The organism is Promineifilum sp. (SeqCode), from assembly GCF_041918635.1.
Lineage (GTDB): Bacteria > Chloroflexota > Anaerolineae > Promineifilales > Promineifilaceae > Promineifilum.
In genome coordinates, this window is record NZ_JAYRVJ010000152.1 from 1 (window position 1) to 19,668 (window position 19,668).

Sequence of the window (19,668 nt, forward strand, 5' to 3'; positions counted from 1 at the left end):
AACACACCAGTTGATTCATGCCCTGCTCGATGGGTTCGCTGAGGATGAACTCGCGTTTGGTGTGCGCGCCGCCGCCTGTGGTCACACCCAGCACCACGGCAGGGATGCCCATGCTGAGCGGGATATTCGCGTCGGTGGAGCCTGCCGTCAGGCTGCCGCTCAGTCCCTGCTGTTCGAGGCAGCGTATGCCCAGTTGTATCAGCGGATGATGCACGGCGATCTCGCCTGCGGGGCGCTGGCCGATGGGCCTGCTCTCCACGCTCACGCCAGGGCGGTTGGCCGCCGCGATCAACTTCTGCACCTGCTCGTTCAGGATGGCCAGACTGTCCGCGTTCTCCGAGCGCAGGTCCAGCTCGAACCAGGCTTCCTCGGCCAGCGTGTTGATGGTCGTGCCGCCCGCGATGACGCCCACATTCAACGTGGTGCGCGGCGTGACGGGCACATGCAGCGCCGTGATCTGCGTCACCAGCCGCGCCAGTTCATGCACCGCCGACGGCTGGCCGTAGTCCGACCACGAGTGCCCGCCCGCCGTCCGCGCAGTGACGCGATAGCGCCGCACGCCGATCGCGCGGTGATAGACGTGTCCCAGCGCCAGTCCCTCGATGATCAGATAGCCCTGCACCTGCGCGCCGAACCGCTCGACCACCTTGCGCATCCCGCGCAGGTCGCCCAGCCCCTCCTCGCCCACATCGGCCACCAGCCACAGGTCCCCGCCCAGTTCGATCTTGCGCTGGCGGATCAGATGTGCCAACTCGACTAGCGCCGCCACCCCCACAGAGTTATCTCCCAGCCCTGGGCCGTAGACCTTGTCCCCTTCTTCGCGGACCTCCAGGCTGGTCCCGTTTGGAAAGACCGTATCCAGGTGAGCGACCGCCACCAGCGGGTCGCCCGCGCCATCCCCCGCCAGCCGCCCGTACACGTTGCCCAGTTCATCCTGCGAGACATCCAGCAGGTTCAGTTCGTTGAATGTGGCCTGCACAAAATCGGCGCGCGCCTTCTCCTCGAAGGTAGGCGCTGCTACCTGTTGGACGGCAATGGCAAGTTCGAGAATTCTGTCGCGCATGGTTACACCTTTCTGACCAGGTCTTTGAGAGCTTGCAGGCGCGCCTCGGTCAACCCTGGCATCACGTCCATGGGGTAGAACGGGCCGCTGCCTTCCAGTTTCAACGAGGCGGAAATACTGCCGTACAGAGTCGCATCCAGCGGATGGAAGGTTTTCTGATAACCCGCCAGGCATCCGCCGCTGAAGGCGCTGCCCACGCCCGTCGGGTCGGCCAGGCGCGCCGAGTAGGCGGGCACCTCCCAGCGATGCTTGCCTGGCACATCGTACACAAGCTGCCCCTGTGAGCCGCGCTTGACAATGACGGCCTCGCAGCCGAACGGGCTGATGGCGTCGATCATCTCCCACAGGTCGTGGGTCTCGCCCCAGAAGAGCGAGCGCAGTTCATCTTCCGAGGGCATGAACAGCGTCACGCCTTGCAGCATCAGGCGCAAGTCCTTGAAGAAGACGGGTTTCATGGTTTCAGGCGCGGGGTCCAGGCTGATGCTGGTGACCGATCCGCCCTTGAAGGCCGCCACCAGTTGACTCTGCGCGGTGACGTCCATCGGGCAGATATGCACCGCGCGCGCGTACAGGTATTCGCGTGGAATGTCGCTGACGGAGGGCGTGCGCAGCGGGTTGACCTGGTTGGGCTGATAGCCCAGCAGCGATTTGGGGAAGGTCATCTCGCGCCGCGCAAAATGCGAGACGGGGCTGTTGTGGCTGCGGTGATCGAAATCGGTGTAGGCGATAAAGTCGCGCAGGTCCACGCCCTGTGGCAGCACGCGAATTCCGCGCGTGTCGAAGCTGCGCTTTTGCAGGTCTTGCAGCCACTGACGCGGCAGGTCCTCGCCCACGCGTGAGACCAGGCCGATGTTGCCCTCCCACACGGAGAGGCCGCCCGCGGCGTAGAGCAGGTCGCCGCCCGGGTGGTCGATCAGTGCTTGTCCCACAGGGGGCAGAATGTATTCGCGCGCAAAGCGCCCGGCAATGACGTAGGTGGTTTCCATGGATTTTGCTGGTTTAGGAGAAGAGCGATTGGTTGTGATGTTTTTATTCCGCGGGAACTTTTGAAACGAGCCGCTGGGTCTGCGGGTTGAGAGGCAGCAGGAAGGTGAAGTTGCTGCCGCGCCCCGCCACGCTTTCGGCCCAGATGCGGCCGCCGTGCATTTCGATCATGGCCTTGGCCACCGAGAGTCCCAGCCCCATGCCGCCGTGGCGGCGGGTGAGGTGCGACTCGACCTGGAAGAAACGCTCGAAGATGCGCGGCAGGTCGGCGGGCGGGATGCCGATGCCGTTGTCGATGACCGAGACCTTGATGTATTCGGGCACCTGTTCTGCAGTGACCAGCACCTGTCCGCCCGTGTCGGTAAAGGTGATGGCATTCTTGATCAGGTTGCTGACCACGATGGCGACCTTGTTGCTGTCCACTTCGACCAGCAGTTCATCATTGCTGATCTCGACGCGCAGGTTGATGTTCTTGCGCCTGGCAATATCCAGGTAGGAGGAGGCCACCTCTTTGACGATGCGCGCGATCGATGCCTTGTTCTGGCGGATGCGTGCTGTGCCCGCCTGATAGTTGTCCACGTTGGACAGGCTTTCGGTGATCTCTTTGAGCCTGGTGGCGTTGCGGATGATGGCCTCCACCTGCTCGTTGTACTGGTTGCCAAGCAGTTCCTTGAGGAAGGTGGCGTGCCCCAGGATCAATCCGAGCGGAGTGCGCAGCTCGTGCGAGGTGATGGCAATGAAGTCATTCTTGAGACGGTCCAGTTCAGCGACCTCGTTGTAATACGCCTTGATGCGCCTCTCACGCGTGTCGGTCTGTATGGCTGAAAGGGCCAATGACGCCAGCGTCTCTAGAATTGCGACATCTTCCTCGGTATAATGGGCGTCGTTCGATTTGTTGAGTGTTTCAAAGACCCCTAGAACTTTATCATGCTGTTTGAGCGGGACAGCCAGCAGGGAGCGCGTCTCGAAATCGCTTGCCGTATCCACCTGACGGAAATGACGCTTATCCTGGCTGATATCATCGATGATGAGCGGGGCGGCCTTGCGCACCACCCAGCCCGCCATGCTATTATCGAGCGGCACATAGATTGAGTCCAGCGCCTCACTGTGGAACCAGGGCACGGCGCGGAAGCGCAGTTCGTTGGCTTCACGGTCGTATTCGAGGATCGAGGCCGTTTCGCTGTCAGTCAATTCCACGGCGGCGGAGAGCAGGGATTGCAGGTAGGTCTGCACGTCCAGCGTGCTGGTCAGGCCGCGGGTCAGATCGATGAGGCGTTCAAGTCGATGATTGGGTGCGAGGGGCATGGGCAATAATCCGTCTATTACAGTAAGATTATACATCACAGGCCAATCGGTAATTTGGTTTTGTGATGCAGATCAAAAACAATTTTGAAAACCATATCGAAGGAGATAGGCTTCATGGCAAATAAAAAGGTACGCGTGGCCATCATTGGCGTGGGAAACTGCGCTTCGTCGCTGGTTCAGGGTGTGCAATTCTACAAGAACGCCAAGGATGATGCGATCATTCCAGGCATCATGCATGCCCGCATGGGCGGCTACCACCTCAGCGACATTGAGTTCACGATTGGCATCGATGTCAACGTGACCAAGGTTGGCAAGGACCTTTCGGAGGCGATCTTCGCCGAGCCGAACAATACTTACAAGTTCTCAGACGTGCCGAACCTGAACGTGCCCGTGGTGCGCGGCATGACCCACGACGGCCTGGGCAAGTACCTCTCGCAGGTCATCACCAAGGCGCCTGGTCCCACAGCCGACATCGTCGGCCTGTTGAAGGAAACCAAGACTGACGTGGTGGTCAATTTCCTGCCTGTGGGCTCCGAGATGGCCACCAAGTGGTACGTTGAGCAGGCGCTCGAAGCGGGCTGCGCCTTCGTCAATGGCATCCCCGTGTTCATCGCCTCGTCTGAATACTGGGGCAAGCGCTTCCGCGATGCGGGTCTGCCGATCCTCGGCGATGACATCAAGTCGCAGGTGGGCGCGACCATTGTGCACCGCGTGTTGACCTCGCTGTTCGTGGACCGCGGCGTGCACGTCGACCGCACCTATCAGCTCAACTTCGGCGGCAACACCGACTTCCTCAACATGCTCGAACGCGAACGTCTGGAGAGCAAGAAGATCTCCAAGACCAACGCCGTCACCAGCCAGCTGCCCTATGACCTGGGCGTCGACAACGTCCACGTGGGGCCGAGCGACTATGTGCCCTGGCTGACCGACCGCAAGTGGTGCCACATCCGCATGGAAGGGCGCGCCTTCGGCGACGTGCCGTTGCAACTGGAACTGAAGCTGGAGGTGTGGGACTCGCCCAACTCGGCCGGCGTCATCATCGACGCCGTGCGCTGCGCCAAGCTGGCCCTCGACCGGGGCATCGGCGGGGCGCTGGTCGCGCCGTCGTCCTACTTCATGAAATCGCCGCCGGTGCAGTTCACCGACGATGAGGCGCACCGCCAGGTGCAGGAGTTCATCAACGCGCAGCCCCGCCCGGCCGACGCCACGCCGGAGCCGGAACCGGATGGCAAGTTTGTGATGGCGGAGTAGTCGTAGGGGCAGACCTGCGTGTCTGCCCCAGGGCGCTAGGGCAGACACGCAGGTCTGCCCCTACTTGAGCCGGGCGTCCCACGGACGCCCGGTTTTGTTTGGGGTGGGTGACATGGCGCGGGCGTTAGGTTACCGTGAAAAGTCCCTTAACAGAATGCCAACTAAGTAGATAGGCTCTTGAGCCTGACGCCATCGTGACTATACTGCTAGAAGACACGTAACGGGGCGGATCAAATTAGGAAGGAGGGAAGAAAAACAGACTGGGAGAACAACCCATGTTCAACGCAATACGCAACGCACGATGGCGCAGGTTCCTATTACCCATACTTGCGCTGGGGGCCGCCTGGCTGAGCGCCGGCGCGCCGGCCGGCGCACTGGGCAGCGCCGACTCCCGCCCGTCCAACGCCGGTTGGGTCGAGCTGGGCAGCGGCTCGGCCACCGATGGCGGCATCAGCCGCAACGACGTTGACTCCTATCGCCCGACCGCGGTCATCGCCGCCGATGGCTCCCTCTTCGTCGCCTGGGGCGACTGGTCGGATGGCGACGCCGAAATCTACGTGCGCCGCTGGCGCAACAACAACTGGGAAGAGGTGGGCAGCGGCTCGGCCTCCGGCGGCGGCGTCAGCAACACCGAGGGCGACTCGCGCCAGCCGGCATTGGCCGCCGCGCCCGACGGCTCGATCTATCTGGCCTGGGCGGAGTACACCTCGTGGGACTCGGAGATTTACGTCCGGCGCTGGAATGGCTCTGCCTGGGTCGAGGTGGGCAGCGGTTCGGCCTCGGGCAGCGGCGTCAGCAACAATCTGTTCGGCTCGGCGCAGCCCACCCTCGCCGTGCATCCGACCGGCGTGATCCTGCTGGCCTGGCAGGATCTCGGCGGTTTCGACTGGGACGTGTATGTGCGCGCCTTCGTCAATGGCCGTTGGGAAGAAGTGGGCAGCGGTTCGGCCACCGGCGAGGGCGTCAGTCGCAACAGCCGCGACTCTACTCACCCCTCTATCGTCGTCAATTCGGCCGGCCGGCCGGTGGTGGGCTGGACTGACGCCAGCGATGGCGACACCGACGTCTACGTTCGCCAGTTCGATGGTGAGAGCTGGGTGGCGCTGGGGACAGACTCAGCCGGCGGCGACGGGATCAGCCCCGGCGACGGCCACTCGCGCCTGCGCCACCTGGCCGCCGCGCCTGATGGCTCTATTTACGCCGCCTGGGCCGAGGAGGTGGAAGATGACCATGACGACGATGGCGTCTACCAGGTCTACGTGCGTCGCTGGAACGGGACGAGCTGGGCCGAGATGGGCCGGGACTCCGCCTCTGGGCGCGGCATCAGCAACACGAAGGGGCAGGTGCAAGATGTCGCCCTGACGCTCGGCCCGGGCGGCAAGCCCTACGTGGCCTGGAGCGACGGCTCGGACGGCGATGAAGAAGTCTACATCCGGCGGTGGAACGGCCAGTCGTGGGAAGAGATCGGCGAGGGGTCGGCTGGCAAAGGGGGTGTCAGTGATAACGGCGGCCCCTCGATGCAGCCCTATCCGGCCGTGGACAGCGCCGGCCGGGTCTATATGGTCTGGCAGGACTTCAGCGATGGCGACCCGGACATCTACGTGCGGGCGAGCGAGGGGGGTGGGGGCGGGAGCACTGACTGCTACCCGCTGCAATTGACCCACAGCGGTAGCGGTTCCGACCCGGTGGCGACGCCGGCCCAATCGGCCGGCTGCCCGGCGGGGCAGTACAATGCCGGCGCGGTGGTCGGCCTGTCGGCCAGCCCCGCCGCCGGCTGGGGGATCATCGGCTGGAGCGGCACGGTCGACGACAGCAGCCCGTCGACCACCAACAGCCTGACCATGCCGGCCAACAGCCATCTGGCGGCGGTCATCTACGCCCAGGTGCAGCCTACCTGCCACAAGCTGACGCTGGTGCATGCCGGCTCGGGGTCTGATCCAACGGCCTCGCCGGCCAACTCCGGCGGCTGCCCGGGCGGGTTCTACACCGAGGGGCAGGCGCTGACACTGCGGGCGGCCCCGGCGGCGGGCTGGAGCGTGGGATCGTGGCAGGGCACGGCCAACGACGCCGCGCATACGCTCAGCAACACGGCCACCATGCCGGCCGGCGACCACGTGGTCACGGTGAACTACGAGGCCGGCACGCCGACCTGCTTCCGGCTGTCGCTGGAGCACCGCGGTCGGGGCGGCGACCCGACGCCGTCGCCCGCGCAGTCGGAGTCGTGCCCGCCGGGCAACTACGTATTGGGCGAGGTCGTCACCCTGACCGCGGCTCCGGCGAACGGCGCCTACGTCGGCGGCTGGGAGGGCACGGATGCTGACGCTAGCGGCGCGATGGTGAATCGGGTGACGATGCCGGCGGCGCTGCGCACGGTGGTGGTGGTCTATGAAGAACTGGCGGCGCTGGACTACCATTCGTATGGGCCAGCGGCTTTCGGAAAATAGGAATTAGGAATTAGGAATTAAAGACAGTACACTCAACTATGCGAGCGCATTCCTAATTCTTAATTCCTAGTTCCTAATTCCTAATTGAATTATGTTGAGCGAAAGTCAATTCGAGGAACTCGTCGGCGAGGCGCTGGACGACTTGCCGCCGTTTTTCCAGGCGCAGATGGACAACGTGGTCATCCTGGTGGAGCCGCAGCCGTCGCGCCGTTTGTTGCGCGACATGCGCGTGCCGCCGGGCGACACGCTGCTCGGCCTCTACCGTGGTATTCCGTTGACGGAGCGCGGCCAGGGGTATAACCTGGCCCCGCCGGACACGATCACCCTGTTCCAGATTCCCATCGAGCGGGCCGCGGCCGAGTGGGCGGAGGGGGAGTATCTCGACCGTGTGCGCGAGGAAGTGCGCCACACGGTCATCCACGAGATCGCCCACCACTTCGGGATTGATGACGATCGCCTAGAGGAACTTGGGGCGTATTAAGAGAATCCACAGATTTCACAGATTGAGAGGCTCACGCAAAGTACGCCAAGTTTGCCAAGAAGGCAAAAAGATTGATTCTTCTTTGCCTTCTTGGCAAACTTGGCGTGCTTTGCGTGAGCTTCTTCCTCAATCTGTGAAATCTGTGAAATCTGTGGATACCTCCTCTTATCTGAAGGCGACGGCCCAGGAGGGATACGAGCCGCGCTGCATGAGCAGGCGAGGATTAGCGCCGTCGGCATTCATGATGTAGATGTCGTCCTGCTCATTGTCGCCGCCGCTGGCGCTGACGCTGAACAGCACATAGCGGCTGTCGGCCGACCAGACCGGCGACCATTCGTAGCGCTCGCTGTCATAGAGGCGGCGGGGATTGCCGCCGTCCGCGTTCATGACGTAGATGGCCGGATGCGTGCTGTGCTCCCGTTCGGTCAGGAAGAGGATCGTCTGGCCGTCGGGCGACCACTCGGCCGACCACTCATCGACGGCGGAGTTGGTCAACCGCTGCTCGCCCGACCCATCGGCGTTGCACGCGAACACCTGAAAGACGTTGCCGACCGTGACGTTGTAGACCAACCGGCCATTCACCGACCAGGCCACGTGCCCGTCGCGTTCAGGCGTGCTGGTCACCTGGCGCAGGCCGCTGCCGTCGGCGTTGACGATGTAGAGGTCGGCCGCGCCGCTGCGCTCGCTGGTGAAGACCACCTGCGTCCCGTCGGGCGACCAGGCGGGCAGGCGGTCGCGCGCCGGCTCGCTGGTCAGCCGCGTCGCGCCGCTGCCGTCGCGGTTCATCACGTAAATCTCCTGGTTGCCATCCCGGTCAGACTGGAAGGCGATGCGGCGGCCGTCGGGCGAGACGCGAGGGAACTCGTCGGCGAATGGGTTGTCGGTCAGCTGGCGCAGGTTGCCGCCGTCAAGAGCCATGATGTAGATCTCGTAGTCGCCGTCGCGGTTGGATTGGAAGACGATCTCATCGGCCGGCGGGGCGGGCGTGGCGGTCGGCGGGGGTGTGGGCGAGGGGGCCAGCGTGGGCGGCGGCGCGACGGTCTTGGTGGGTGGGGCGTCGCCACTTGGCGCGGCTGGCAAGGGTGTTGGCTGCCCCTCACTGGTGGCTGCCGGCGCTTCACTCCCCCTGGTTGTCGCGGCCAGGACGGTCGGCGCGGGTGGAGTCTCCGAGGGGGGCATGAAGCGATCCCAGAGCAGGAAGAGCGCCGCGCCTGCTACCAGCGCCAACACGCTCAGCCCCAATCCCAATAGCCGCGACCGTCCGCGCCGCGCCGGGGTTAGCGACGCGCCGCAATAGATGCAGAAGCTGGCCTCAGACGGGTTCGGGCGACCGCAGACAGAGCAGCGGCTCATGATCACCTCACCGGGCTGAGCAAGGTCAACAAGCCATCCTCCGGCCCGTAGATGCTCTCGTTGTCGTCGCCGTTCAGCGCAGCGCGGCGCACTACCGACTCAGCGCTGTCGCTCTGCGGGTCATCGACCGTGGTGTAGTAGACGCGGCCGTCGCCGATCAGGAACGACCAGACGCCATCGTCGATGCGGGTCGCGTTGCCATCCGGCAGTTCCATCACGTAGAGGTCGCCAGTGCTGTAAATATCCTCTCCGGCCACGTAGGCCAGGTGGCCGCTATCGGGCGCGAAGCCGAAGTTAACCCAGGCCAGATCGGTGGCGACGCGCTTGCGGTCGCTGCCGTCGAGGTTGGCGACGTAGAGGGAGCGGTCGCCCGCCTCGCCGGTGGCGTAGGCGAGCTGGCCGCCGGCCGACAGGGCCAGCGTAGGGCTGAGCGGCCCACCCTCGGACGGCAAGATGACCGCCTCTTCGTCGAGGCGCACGCGGTCGCCTTCGGGCAGCGTGATGACCATCAACTCGCCCATTAACTCGTCGGTGAAGCGCTCGAAGAGGAATAGGTGATCGTTCTCGCCGGGCAGGCGCATGATGTAGGGGCTGTCGCTCTCGAAGCGGTAGACGGTCTCCCTGTTCTCGCCGGCCGCGTCCACCCGGCGCAGTTCGTCGTCGTGCCGGTAGTAGATGGCGTTGTCCAGGACGAAGGGTTGAACGTCGTTCGTGCTGTCGGCCAGATCGACCACGACCTGCGGCTCGCCGTCGGGCAGGTCGAGCGTGACGAGATGGCTGAGCAGCCCCTCTTCATCCGTCTGGGCAGCCAGGAGGCGGTCGCCGCTGGCAAAGAAGTCCGCAAAGACGAGGTCGGGCCGGCTGACGATCTCGTTGCCCTCGCGATCCACGACGACCAGGGTGATGGTCCCGTCGCCGTTGTCTTCGTCCACGCTGACGCGCGTATAGGCGAAGGCGCTGCTGTCGGGGGCGAAGGCGGCCGTCCCCTGAAAGTCGGGGTCGTTGAACAGCTCCACGCCGCCGTCGGTGGGCGCGAGCGACAACTCCCAGCCGTCGTTGTTCTGGCGTGTCATGGCCAACCATTGCCCGTCGCGGGCCACAAAAGCGTTGGGGTTGTCCAGATAACTGAGAACGTCCAACCCATCCCGGTCGAAGGCCACCTCCTGATAGTCGGCTCCATCGGGCGCGATGGCCGCCAACGTCTCATCAGCGTAGAGGCCATCGGGGCTGACGGAGAGGAGCAGCCGGTCGCCTTCGGGCACAGCCGCGCTGCCCCCACCGCCGCGCAGCAGGAAGAACCACGCCGCCGCTCCGACCAGCAGCAGCACCACCGCCGCCACGCCGAGCAGCGGCCAAGGTAGGCGGCGGGTCGCTTTAGCTGCGGGGGCCGGCGTGATGGGCTGAGGAACCGCGCTATAGTCCACCGGCGGCGTGTAGGCGGGCGGCGTGTAGGCCGGCGGGGTATAGGCAGGTGGGGTGCGGGCGGGCGACGCGCCGCCGGGCAGTTGACCGCCGGGCGGTTCGCCGGGCTTGGGCCGGATCATCTCCGTGGCCTTCGACGCCTCGATCCGTTGGCCGCAGGAGGGGCAGAACCTGGCGGTGTCGCGGACTTCGCTTTGGCAGTGTGGGCACTTCATACTCTCTCCTGTTAGCGGCCAGCCTAAGGGGCCGGCGTGGGCAGCGGTGCGGCGCTGAGGGTCAAGGTGTAGGCGCCGCCCCCGCCGCCATAGGAACTGACGACGATGGTGTAGTAGCCATCGGCCGGCAGTTCAGTATTGAGCAGCGGGTTGAGCGGGTTGGCGGAGCCTTGCGTATCGTCAACCTGAGCCAGCTGGCTTCCGTCCGGGCCATAGAGCGTCAGCAATGGGTCGAAGCCCTCGCCGGCGCTTTGCACGAGAATGCCGACGCTGTCGCCGGCCGCGCCCGCGAAGCGCCACGCCTCTGCCCCGTCCGGCGGCATCTGGCCGTTGGCGCTGCCGCCGAGAGGCAGGACGGTTGGCGGCTGGAGGCGAGCCATCTCCGGGTCGAGCGCGAACTCCAGTGTGTATTCGCCTTCGGAGTTGCCGCCGGCGCTGGCGGCGCGCACGGTGTAGTTGCCGGGTATGGGCGCGACGTAGGACAGGGCCGCGTTGTAGCCCTGCACATCGTCGTTCATGGCGACCTCATTGCCGGCGGGGTCGAGCAGGGTCAGCTGGGGATCGAGCGTGTCCGTCGCAGCGTTCAGGGCCAGGAACAGAACGTCGCCCGGCGCGGCGGCGAGGGTGAATGCATCCTGGTCGGCGCGCGGCGCGAGCAGGCCGGCGAACAGCGCGCCGGGCTGGAGGGTCACGCCGTCCTCGTTGTCGCCGCTGAGGCCGGGCGCGAGGGTGAGGGTATAGGACTGTTCCACCTCGCTCTGGGGCGCGATCAAGTAGCGGCCCGGCGACAGGGTCACGGCGGGGATGTAGCTCCGGCCGCCGGCGATCGAATCGCCCGCGCTGTCGAGGACGCTCAGGTAATCGTCCTCATGCGCGCTGCCCCAGGCGATCTGGAAACTGACCGGCGTCTCCTCGGCCAGATCGAGCACCCAGGCCCCGAAACCGCTGCCCGCCTCTTCGTCGGGGACGATCACGCCCTCAACGGCCTCATTGGGGCCGATGACGCCGCCGGAGGAGCCGGGGGTGACGACGAGGAGGGCGGCCGAGGGGGCGGTGATGGCCGGGCCGAAGATCCACTCGCCGGTGGGCTGAACCGTCCAGAGGCCAGCCGCATCGGGCGTGGCGGCCAGTGAGGCGCGCCGGCGCGGCCCAAGCTTCAGCGGGGCGTCGGCCGTCAGGGGTTGCGCGCCGCCGCTGTCGCGGCCGTTGACCAGCGCGACATTCAGCCGCGCCGTCTGGCCCCAGTTGAAGTTCTTGATGATCACCTGGACGGTGTCGCCTGGCGCGGCGTAGGCCGGCTCGATGGCGACTTCGAGATGATCTTGGCGGGTCTGCCCGGCGCGCAGGGGCAGCGGCAGGAGGAGCAGCAGGAAGAGGAGTGGGATGGTGCGACGGGCCATGATGTCTCTGAGCAGCGATCAGCCGGGTGGGCGTTTCAAGGGGTAACCGCAGGTCGGGCAAGTCGCCGCGCCGGGATCGTCGAGTGGGGCGGCGCACGACGGGCAGAGCGCGGGCGCGGGCGGGCCGCTTGGCCCGCCGCCCAGCTTTACGGTGGCCGGCAGGCCGGCGGCGGGCGGCCGGGGCGGGGGCGGTGGGCTGGGGGGCCGAGCGCCGCCGACGGGCGCGCCGCAATTGGCGCAAAAGATGGAGTCGGGCGTCAGCGCGTCGCCGCAGGTGGCGCAGACGGCGGCGGCGGGCGGAGAAGCCCACCCGCCGGCGGGCACGCCCGGCTGGCCGCATAGCTGGCAGAAACGCGCGCCCGGCGGGATGGGGCCGTGCCCCTGGGGGCACAGCAGCGCCGGGCCGGACGGCGCCGCGCCCGCGTCGACGTACTGCTCATTGCGGATGCGGTCGGCTTCGGCCTCCTTGTCGCCCATCTGCCGGTGCAGGGCGGCCAGTTGCTCGCAGACGGCCAGGAGTTCGGGCGGGGTGATCTGGCCGCGCTGGTGGAGGCTGAAGGCGACCTGGCCGGCCTGGGCGCAGAGCTTTTGGAACTCATCCCGCAGCCCGCGCAGGTCGGACTGGATAAGGGTGACGCGCCGCAGCTTGTCGGCCTCAAAGGCTGCCTTGCCCGCGCCGGAACGCATTTTGTCGAAGAAAGTGTTCATGCGAATCGTTGTCGGGCGGGTTGCAAACCCGCCCCTACTGGGGCCGCTTGCCCTGGATGCTGCGGATGGCCGGCGACGAGAGGTACTCGCCCGGCGCTTCCTTCCGCGCGGCGGCGTCCATGAGCGACCAGAGCTTTTTGACGAGCTTTTCGGTCTCTTTGACGCCGGTTTTTACGCCTTCGCTGATGGGTTTCATGGCTGCTGTTTCCGCGCTCATGCTTGCCTCCTGATGGTAGCGCGCTTTGCACTACTCTTTGTAATCGATGTTCCAAACAAAGCCGCTAGCATCCTTTACCCATACGCCATCGCCATTGCGAGCGATGCCGGCATTCTGGGACAGGGTGTTCCCCTCGCGCTTGAATAGGTCGGCCATTGCCTCCCGGCGTTGTTCCACCGGCATGTTCTGAATGTTGGACAACTCCAGCTTAAGCTCGGGCGCCAACGGCGCGAAGCGGCTACTGTCTGGCAACTCGTCTGGTGGGGGAAACGTTTGCTTACCCTCCATGTTCGCGGCTTTCGCGTGAGCACCCGAAGCGTGCTGGTCTTGCGCCACGCTCTTGCCTTGCATCGAATTCATGCCAACATCGCCCAACTGGCTTGCTTGAGGCAGTTCACGTGGCGGCGCGCCGGCATCGCGGGGCGTTTTGCTGTCCGACGGCGCGGCTGGCGGGGTTGCGGAATCGTCGGCCGGCGGTTGCGCCGCGGGCCGCATGGTGCGTGGTTCCCTCTCTATCTCACTCTCCCGCGGGTGGCGGTGCTCTACCCGTTCGGGCGAATGGGCGACCCCCGCGGCGTCCGGGGGAGCGCCGCGCCAATCTTCCCCGCTCATTTTCTGGTCAAGGCTGCCTGGCGCCGGTTGTTGTTTCATCTTCTGCTCAATGCTCGACTGTTCTGCACTGGACAGGCTTGACGACTTATTGACCGGCTCCTTGGCTTCCTGCGCCTCAGATGGCGTGAATCGTTCTGACATGGTTCGCCTCCCTGTTAGCTACCGCCTCTCTTCCAACGCCGCCGCCGTCCGCCGCGTGTTGGACTCAATGTCCAGGATGACCCAGATGGCTTCGCCCAGCAGCCGCCAGTAAATCCAGCCCAGCGCGCCGGCAATGGCGCCCAACACCAGACCACCGAGAATGCCAATGGGGCCGCCGATGCCCTGCCAGCCGAAAATCAGCCCGCCCAGGAAGCCCAGCACGGCCGACACGACGGCCAGAATGTTAGCCAGCCCGGCGATAGTGCCCATGGCGACAAAACGATGGCCGGACGTGCTAACTGGGCCGGCGGCTGCCGGCGGGCTGTAGGGCGCGGCCGGGGTCGGGGTGAAGGCCGGCGGTGGGGTGTAGGCGGGCGCGGGCGACGGTGAAAAGCCTGCCTGTTCTTTAGGTGTCATGGGCGGCGCGGCGGGACGGGCAGGCGGCGGGATGGGCGCGGGGTCGGGGGCGCGCGCGCCGGTTGGTTCGGATGGGGTGAAGACGAGTGTCTCCGGCGGCGACAGCTTCATGCCGCACTTGGCGCAAAATTTGGCCGTGTCGGCGTTCGGATGACCACAATTCGGACAGGAAACGGTGTTCATTTCAGTTACTCCTGTTGTTGGGTGATTGGGCAAATTGCCCTACGGTAGGCTTTCATAAGCCTTGATAAACTCCCGGCGCATGTGCTCGGTGAACGGGAAATCGATCTCCTGGGCCAGGAAGCAGTAGGCGGCATCGGGATGGTTCTGGGCGGCGGCGCGGGCGGCTCGGGCGCAGACGCCGGCCACGGCCCGCCAGTTCTCCGGCCACGCCTCAGGCTCCGGCCGCTCGTCGAAGCCGCGCAGGGCCAGCACAAACTGCTCGTGCAGCTCCGGCTCGCGCGTCTGTGGCTCCAGCAGTTCCACGTAGCGGCACGGGCTGGTGCAGAAGCGGCAGCCGTCGAACGGCAGGTGGGCGGCGCGGTGCTCGGCCAGGTAGCGGGCCATGTGGGCGCTCACGTCGGCGTCGGTCGCCGGCCGGTCGATGCCCGTCTCATCCTTGTAGGGGGGAACCTGCATGAAGGTCGCCTTTTCCATGCCGGTCAGGAAAACGGCCGCCTCGCCCACGCGCAACTTGCCCAGGTAGTCGCGCTGCGCCTCGTCCATGATGAGCGCCCGGCCGATGGCCTCGCGGTCTTTAGCATCGCGCAACTGGTGGGCGACTTGCAGGTTGGTGTTGCGCACGGCGTCGGGCAGCAACTTCTCCGGACTCTGGTCGGAGATGAGGATACCCTCGCCATAGGCGCGCACCTCGGTCAGCAGGTCGGCGAAGGCCTGGACGGCCTGCCCCTTGGTGTCGGCCGACACCTCCGAAGGCCCGGTGGCCTTCACGTTGCCCATCACGTTGTGGGCTTCCTCGATGACGGTGACGTGTTGCAGGCCGGCGGCGGGGTGCAACTCGCGGTATTCACGCAGCAGCATCAGCAGGAACATCATCGTCAGCGCCTTGTCGTCGGCGCTCAAGTCATTCAGTTCCAGGATGACGGGGCGGTTCATCAGCGCGTCCAGCGGGTAGGAGCGCTGGGTGTTGAACATGCGCCCCTTGCTGTGCAACAGCAGCCCGCCGATGCGCCCGCCGACGGCGGCGCGGATGTTCTGGTACGTCTCGCCGGCGTAGCCGCGCCCTTCGGAGACGCGCACAGCGGTGCGGAAGAAGTCGCGCATGGTCGGGAAGAGGGCGTCCTTCTCGCCGCCACGGTCGGTGAAGCGCCAGCCTTTGTCGCGATAGACCTGGTCGAGACTTTCCTGAATGATGGAGGGCAAGATGCCAAACTGGGGCAGGGCGGCGTTGAAGCACGTCTGCAGGCGGCCCAGATGCGCCTCCAGCCGGACGCCGGGCATGAGTTCGAACGGGTTCAGCCGGAAGGGAGCGGCCGTCTCATCGCCCAACGTGAAGATGAGCAGCGACTCGAAGCCGCGCTGGCGCAACAGGCCGCGGTACTCCTTCTTGGCCGACTCGATGACCAGAAAGGGCAGCCGGTGGCGCCGCCACAACTGGTCGAGCAGGTAGAGGACGGTGTTGGTCTTGCCGGAGCCGGTGAAGCCGGTGATGAGGCCGTGGCGGGAGAGCGCCTTGAGCTTGACGGTGACCGCGCCGCCGCGCCGCAGCGCGCCGAGGTGCAACTCGTCGGCCGCCGCCCTGTCCTGGCGCGGGCCAACTTCGAAATCGGGCGGCGGCTGGCGCACGGCGATGCCCGGCACGCCGCCGCGCACGCTGATGGGGAAGCGGAAGGCCGCCGCCGCGCCCTCCGCGCCGGCCAGATAGGGCAGACGCTCCTTGCCCGGCGTGGCCCGGCTGGGGGCCCAGGGGCGGTAGGTCAACGTGGTGAAGGCGCGGCGGGCGGCGGCGGCCTCGGCTTCCGTGCGCGGGACGATGACCTCGGCCTGGCTGGGCAGCCGGCGGTTGTCGGCCTCGCCAGACCTGCCCGGCGTCCCAACGCCTGTCAGGTCGGGCGCGGCGCTGATGGCCGCGCCGACGCCGCGGGCCACCGTCCAGACGGTGTTGGGGTCTGGCCCGGCCACCTGGACGACCAGCAGGAACGGCTCGTCGAGCGATTTGCGATAGGCGTTGTAGAGGCGGCCGACCAGTTCCGCGCCGGGGTCGCGCAGCCGCCGGGCGGTCGCGTCCGACATGGTGCGCCGCTCCAGGTCGGCTACCGTCTCGGCCAGGTGGGCGGCCTCGAACAGGGCCGCGCGCTCGCCGGGCGTCAGTTCGGTCGGCTCCAGGTAGATGCTGATGGCCGCCGGATGGGGCTGGCGCAGCAGGCTCTCGAATGGCTCCAGGAACGCCCCGGCCGGCGACCAGTAGGGGTAGATGACGTAGGCTTCTTCCTGGATCGTCAGCAGCGGCACAACGTCCTCCTGCTGCCTGATCTCGACCACGGTGGGCGGACGGTCGAAGGGGAAGAGGGCGTCGCGTAGGGCCGGGCCTTGCCCCTCGGCATGGCCGGCGGCCAACGGCAGAGCGGTCAGTCGATGGGACACCAGATGGACGGCCAGATCGGCTGCGGCCTGGGCGGCGGTGGCCTGGACGCGGCCCGGCGGCCCCGCCAGCCGGCCCAGCACGTACACGTCCGTCTGGCCTCGCTCCGGCCGGGCCACGTAGCGTAGGGCGTAGGCGCTGCCGTGGTACTTGCGCAGGCCAAGGACGAAGCGCACCATGCGCCCCAACGCCTCGCCGATACGTTCGGCCGGCCGGTCGGCCAGCAGGGTGTAGTCGGTCAGGAAATCGGGCAGGTAGGGCAACTGGAAGCCGAACAGCGCCGTCTCTAGCCCCCCCGCGGGGGCCGGCAGAATGTGGAGGGGGGTGGGGGCGGGGAGGGGCATGGGTGGTCAGTAAGCAGTAAGCAGTAAACAGTATTCAGTATTCAGTAGGTCAGTGTAAGTCTAGTCCCTATCCCTAGTCCCTAGCCCCTGGCCCCTAGATCAGTCGCGGGCGGGAGCCGTAGGTGGCTTCGACCGACGGCGGCATGACGTTGGTGGGGATGCCGATCTTGTCCAGCGCTTGCCGGACGGTTTCTTCGACTGCTTTTTCCAGGGCGACGGTGTCATCCTGCTGGAACTCGTTCGACCGCCGCCGCAAAATGGCGAGGATATCCTTTTCAGTGAAGTACTTGTAGACGCTGAAGATGGCTCCCAGCAGCAGGGCCAGCATGTTGAGCGAGGCCAGCGGGCCGACGAAGCACAGCAGGAAGATAAGGCCGCTCGAGTCGAAACTGGGCAGGCCGAACGCGCCGGTGCTGACGGTTCCGGCCAGGGCGTTGCTGAAGCCGAACATGAAGAATAGCTGGAAGAGGATCATCAGCGCCAGGACGATGACGCGCAGGTTGCTGATGGGGCTTTTGACGTAGGTCACTTGAGAGATGTAGAGGTCGCGGCCGAACTGGGCGATGTAGAGGGCCACGGTGGTGATACCCCGGCGCACGAAGTAGAACGGCCGCCGCTCCACGATGATGCCCTGGGCGGTCAACTGCTGCCAGCCCATGTCGGCGTTGGGCACGGCGCGCTGCTGGAAGCGCTCAGTGACGGCCTGGTGCAGGTCGTTGGCGCGGTGGCCCAGATTGTCCAGCAGCCAGGAGGCGTGCCGCCCGCGCGTGCCATAGCCGGCGAAGGGCGTCCAGATGTTGCCGAGGGTCGTGCCGCCGGAGCCGAGCTGGCCGATAGGCTGGCCGCCGACGCGGGCGGGCGGGGCGGGGGTGGACGCCGGGACGGGTGTCGCCGCCGGCGCGGCGGCCGGCGGCGGCCACTTGGGGGCAGGGACAGCCGGCGGGGCAGGTGATGCGGCTGGGCTGACGGCCGGGCCGGTGGCGGCCATCGTCGCGCCGCAGAATTGGCAGAAGCGGGAATCGGAACGGTTCTCCTGGTGGCAGTTGGGGCAGAGCATGGGGCGGTTCTCCAGGGTTCAGTAGGGTTTGGGCGCGACGGGGTTGCCACAGGCGGCGCAGAACTTGGCTCCTGGCCGCAAGGACGCGCCGCATTGGGTGCAGAACTGGCCGGCCGGTGGGGCGGGGGCCGCGGGCGTAGGGGGGCGCGGCGGTTCCGGCGTCAGGTAGGTGGGCGGCGCCTCGGGCGGCAGCGCGCTCCAGGCCGGCGCGGCGGCCCGCCCGGCCGAACGTCGCCGCGACAGCAAGAACACCGCCGCGCCCACCAGCGCCAGGACGACCAGCCCGATGAGCGCCGGCAGCAGCCAATTCGCGCCAAGCGCCGACTGCTCCGTCAGCACGGCCTCCATCGTCCCGGCGGGGTTCTGCCACTGCACCTGGCCGCGGCCGGTCTCGATCCCGTTGCTGGAGATGATCTCGCCGCCGACCAGCGTCATGGTGTAGCTGCTGGCTAACTCCAAGTCCGACCCGGGCAAGTAGGTGAAGGCGATGACACGTTCGCCGTTGCGCGTCTCGGTCGCCACCTGAACGTCGCCGACCACGTCGCGCAACATGTCGTACCCCTGGCCGCTGGTGTCCACGGTGTAGGTCAGGTTCCCGTTTTCGTCATTGCGCCGCTCCCAGTCCAGCGCGCCGCCCTGGCTTTCGATCGATTGTTCCAGGGTGGTCAGCTCGCTATCGACGCTGCCGGCGGCCAGCGGGGCGACCTCGGCCGGGAAGGCGATCAGCAGGTTGACCTCCCATCGTTCATCGGCCAGAAAGGTGATCGTCTGGTCGATGTCGGCCATGCACGCGGCCAACAATAACGTCAGGGACGCGAGGAGCAACAGAAGTAGACTGTTTCGTCGAGCCACGTCTGGCCTCCTGTGGCGATCGAACAAACCGGCGCAGCGGACAGACAGTTCCAGCACACGCTGGACACATTGTAGTCGAATTGCGCCGCGCCGCCAAACAATGAGAGGGAAGCTGATCGCTGCGCTAATCGACACTATCCGGTTGAGTCAGGTGGTGAAAACAGCGCTGCTACGGTGTGGATTAGCGCCCTGCCTTATACTGCCGAATTAACACGTATAAGCCTCGATTACAGAGAGAAATTGCCCAAATTGGCAAGATTACTTATTGTCAATAGTACTAAAGTATGATATAGTCGCCGGCATCAGTAATAGATAATCATACCTATCGAGTAGTACCACAACTGAATAAATAGTCCCTGTCGCGCCGTGCGCGGGCTACTATTCTGTGCGTCTCTAAGCCAGGTCGAGGCTCCGTCTGTCTGTCTGTTGTAGTGTACTGCCTCGCCGGATAAAGCGCCGCCAGTTGAGCCCCGCGTGGCAGCGCACCACGTCCATAGGAGCCAGGACCGTGAAGACAGCAGTATCGTCTTTCGGGACCATCATCACTGCCTCCCAGGCAGCGCCCACCGAAGCCCGCTGCCCCAAGTGTGGCGGCAAAGTCATTCTCCGCGTTCGCCGGCTGATGGCGAACGGCGGCAACAGCTACTACTGGCGTCACCTCGATGACGACCACCCCTGCGAACGGCAGAAGCCCTTTATGCATCTGCGTCTGGGCGCGTGAAAAATGGGCAAAGAGGGCGTGACAAGGTCGTAATTTCTGCGATCGCGGTTACTCGTCTCGGGTGAATCAATGCTAGAAT

The 19,668-nt window shown here is 65.8% G+C and carries 17 protein-coding genes; 4 read left to right on the forward strand and 13 right to left on the reverse strand.

What is annotated here, in order from left to right; genetic code table 11:
- From ACE3UY_RS05005 to ACE3UY_RS05015, 3 genes are all read right to left on the reverse strand, one after another.
- On the reverse strand, positions 1-1,063 hold a 1,063-nt coding region (locus ACE3UY_RS05005), incomplete at its 3' end, for a M20/M25/M40 family metallo-hydrolase (protein ID WP_374686453.1).
- A gap of 2 nt (positions 1,064-1,065) precedes the next feature.
- Entirely contained in the window at positions 1,066-2,049 is a 984-nt protein-coding gene (locus ACE3UY_RS05010; RefSeq protein WP_374686454.1) for a carbohydrate kinase family protein, read from the reverse strand.
- A gap of 43 nt (positions 2,050-2,092) precedes the next feature.
- Complete coding sequence (locus ACE3UY_RS05015) at positions 2,093-3,352, reverse strand: ATP-binding protein (RefSeq protein ID WP_374686455.1); 1,260 nt, start codon at positions 3,350-3,352, stop codon at positions 2,093-2,095.
- A 114-nt stretch (positions 3,353-3,466) separates the two neighbouring features.
- On the opposite strand from ACE3UY_RS05015, the gene ACE3UY_RS05020 reads away from it, so the two are divergent.
- The 3 genes from ACE3UY_RS05020 (at position 3,467) to ACE3UY_RS05030 (ending at position 7,528) form a co-directional block, all read left to right on the forward strand.
- Complete coding sequence (locus ACE3UY_RS05020) at positions 3,467-4,603, forward strand: inositol-3-phosphate synthase (protein ID WP_374686456.1); 1,137 nt, start codon at positions 3,467-3,469, stop codon at positions 4,601-4,603.
- 275 nt (positions 4,604-4,878) lie between these two features.
- The gene (locus tag ACE3UY_RS05025) at positions 4,879-7,047 is read left to right on the forward strand and encodes a hypothetical protein (protein WP_374686457.1); all 2,169 of its coding nucleotides are present in this window, start codon (positions 4,879-4,881) and stop codon (positions 7,045-7,047) included.
- Positions 7,048-7,138: 91 nt separating this feature from the next.
- The gene (locus ACE3UY_RS05030) at positions 7,139-7,528 is read left to right on the forward strand and encodes a metallopeptidase family protein (RefSeq protein ID WP_374686458.1); all 390 of its coding nucleotides are present in this window, start codon (positions 7,139-7,141) and stop codon (positions 7,526-7,528) included.
- 165 nt (positions 7,529-7,693) lie between these two features.
- Here the strand turns inward: ACE3UY_RS05030 and ACE3UY_RS05035 are convergent, their stop codons facing one another.
- From ACE3UY_RS05035 to ACE3UY_RS05080, 10 genes are all read right to left on the reverse strand, one after another.
- Positions 7,694-8,881 carry a zinc-ribbon domain-containing protein gene (locus ACE3UY_RS05035; RefSeq protein WP_374686459.1) on the reverse strand — a complete coding sequence of 396 codons (1,188 nt, stop codon included), beginning with the start codon at positions 8,879-8,881 and terminating at the stop codon, positions 7,694-7,696.
- Between the two features lie 2 nt (positions 8,882-8,883).
- A complete protein-coding gene (locus ACE3UY_RS05040; protein WP_374686460.1) occupies positions 8,884-10,518 on the reverse strand; it encodes a zinc-ribbon domain-containing protein in 1,635 nt (544 codons plus the stop codon).
- A gap of 23 nt (positions 10,519-10,541) precedes the next feature.
- On the reverse strand, positions 10,542-11,918 hold the full coding sequence (locus tag ACE3UY_RS05045; RefSeq protein WP_374686461.1) for a PPC domain-containing protein: 1,377 nt from the start codon (positions 11,916-11,918) through the stop codon (positions 10,542-10,544).
- An 18-nt stretch (positions 11,919-11,936) separates the two neighbouring features.
- Positions 11,937-12,626 (reverse strand): zinc ribbon domain-containing protein, encoded by a 690-nt coding sequence (locus ACE3UY_RS05050; protein WP_374686462.1) that lies wholly within the window; start codon positions 12,624-12,626, stop codon positions 11,937-11,939.
- 34 nt (positions 12,627-12,660) lie between these two features.
- A complete protein-coding gene (locus ACE3UY_RS05055) occupies positions 12,661-12,843 on the reverse strand; it encodes a hypothetical protein (RefSeq protein ID WP_374686463.1) in 183 nt (60 codons plus the stop codon).
- A gap of 30 nt (positions 12,844-12,873) precedes the next feature.
- Positions 12,874-13,596 (reverse strand): hypothetical protein, encoded by a 723-nt coding sequence (locus ACE3UY_RS05060; RefSeq protein WP_374686464.1) that lies wholly within the window; start codon positions 13,594-13,596, stop codon positions 12,874-12,876.
- Between the two features lie 18 nt (positions 13,597-13,614).
- Positions 13,615-14,196: a zinc ribbon domain-containing protein gene (locus tag ACE3UY_RS05065; RefSeq protein ID WP_374686465.1), complete on the reverse strand. Its 582-nt coding sequence runs from the start codon at positions 14,194-14,196 to the stop codon at positions 13,615-13,617.
- Between the two features lie 39 nt (positions 14,197-14,235).
- Positions 14,236-16,959, reverse strand: a complete 2,724-nt coding sequence (locus ACE3UY_RS05070) for an ATP-binding protein (RefSeq protein ID WP_374686466.1) — start codon at positions 16,957-16,959, stop codon at positions 14,236-14,238.
- A 94-nt stretch (positions 16,960-17,053) separates the two neighbouring features.
- Entirely contained in the window at positions 17,054-18,016 is a 963-nt protein-coding gene (locus ACE3UY_RS05075; RefSeq protein WP_374686467.1) for a zinc ribbon domain-containing protein, read from the reverse strand.
- A gap of 18 nt (positions 18,017-18,034) precedes the next feature.
- The gene (locus ACE3UY_RS05080) at positions 18,035-18,868 is read right to left on the reverse strand and encodes a zinc ribbon domain-containing protein (protein ID WP_374686468.1); all 834 of its coding nucleotides are present in this window, start codon (positions 18,866-18,868) and stop codon (positions 18,035-18,037) included.
- A 508-nt stretch (positions 18,869-19,376) separates the two neighbouring features.
- Between ACE3UY_RS05080 and ACE3UY_RS05085 the strand changes: the two genes are divergently transcribed.
- Entirely contained in the window at positions 19,377-19,589 is a 213-nt protein-coding gene (locus ACE3UY_RS05085) for a hypothetical protein (protein ID WP_374686469.1), read from the forward strand.
- Positions 19,590-19,668 lie beyond the last annotated feature (79 nt).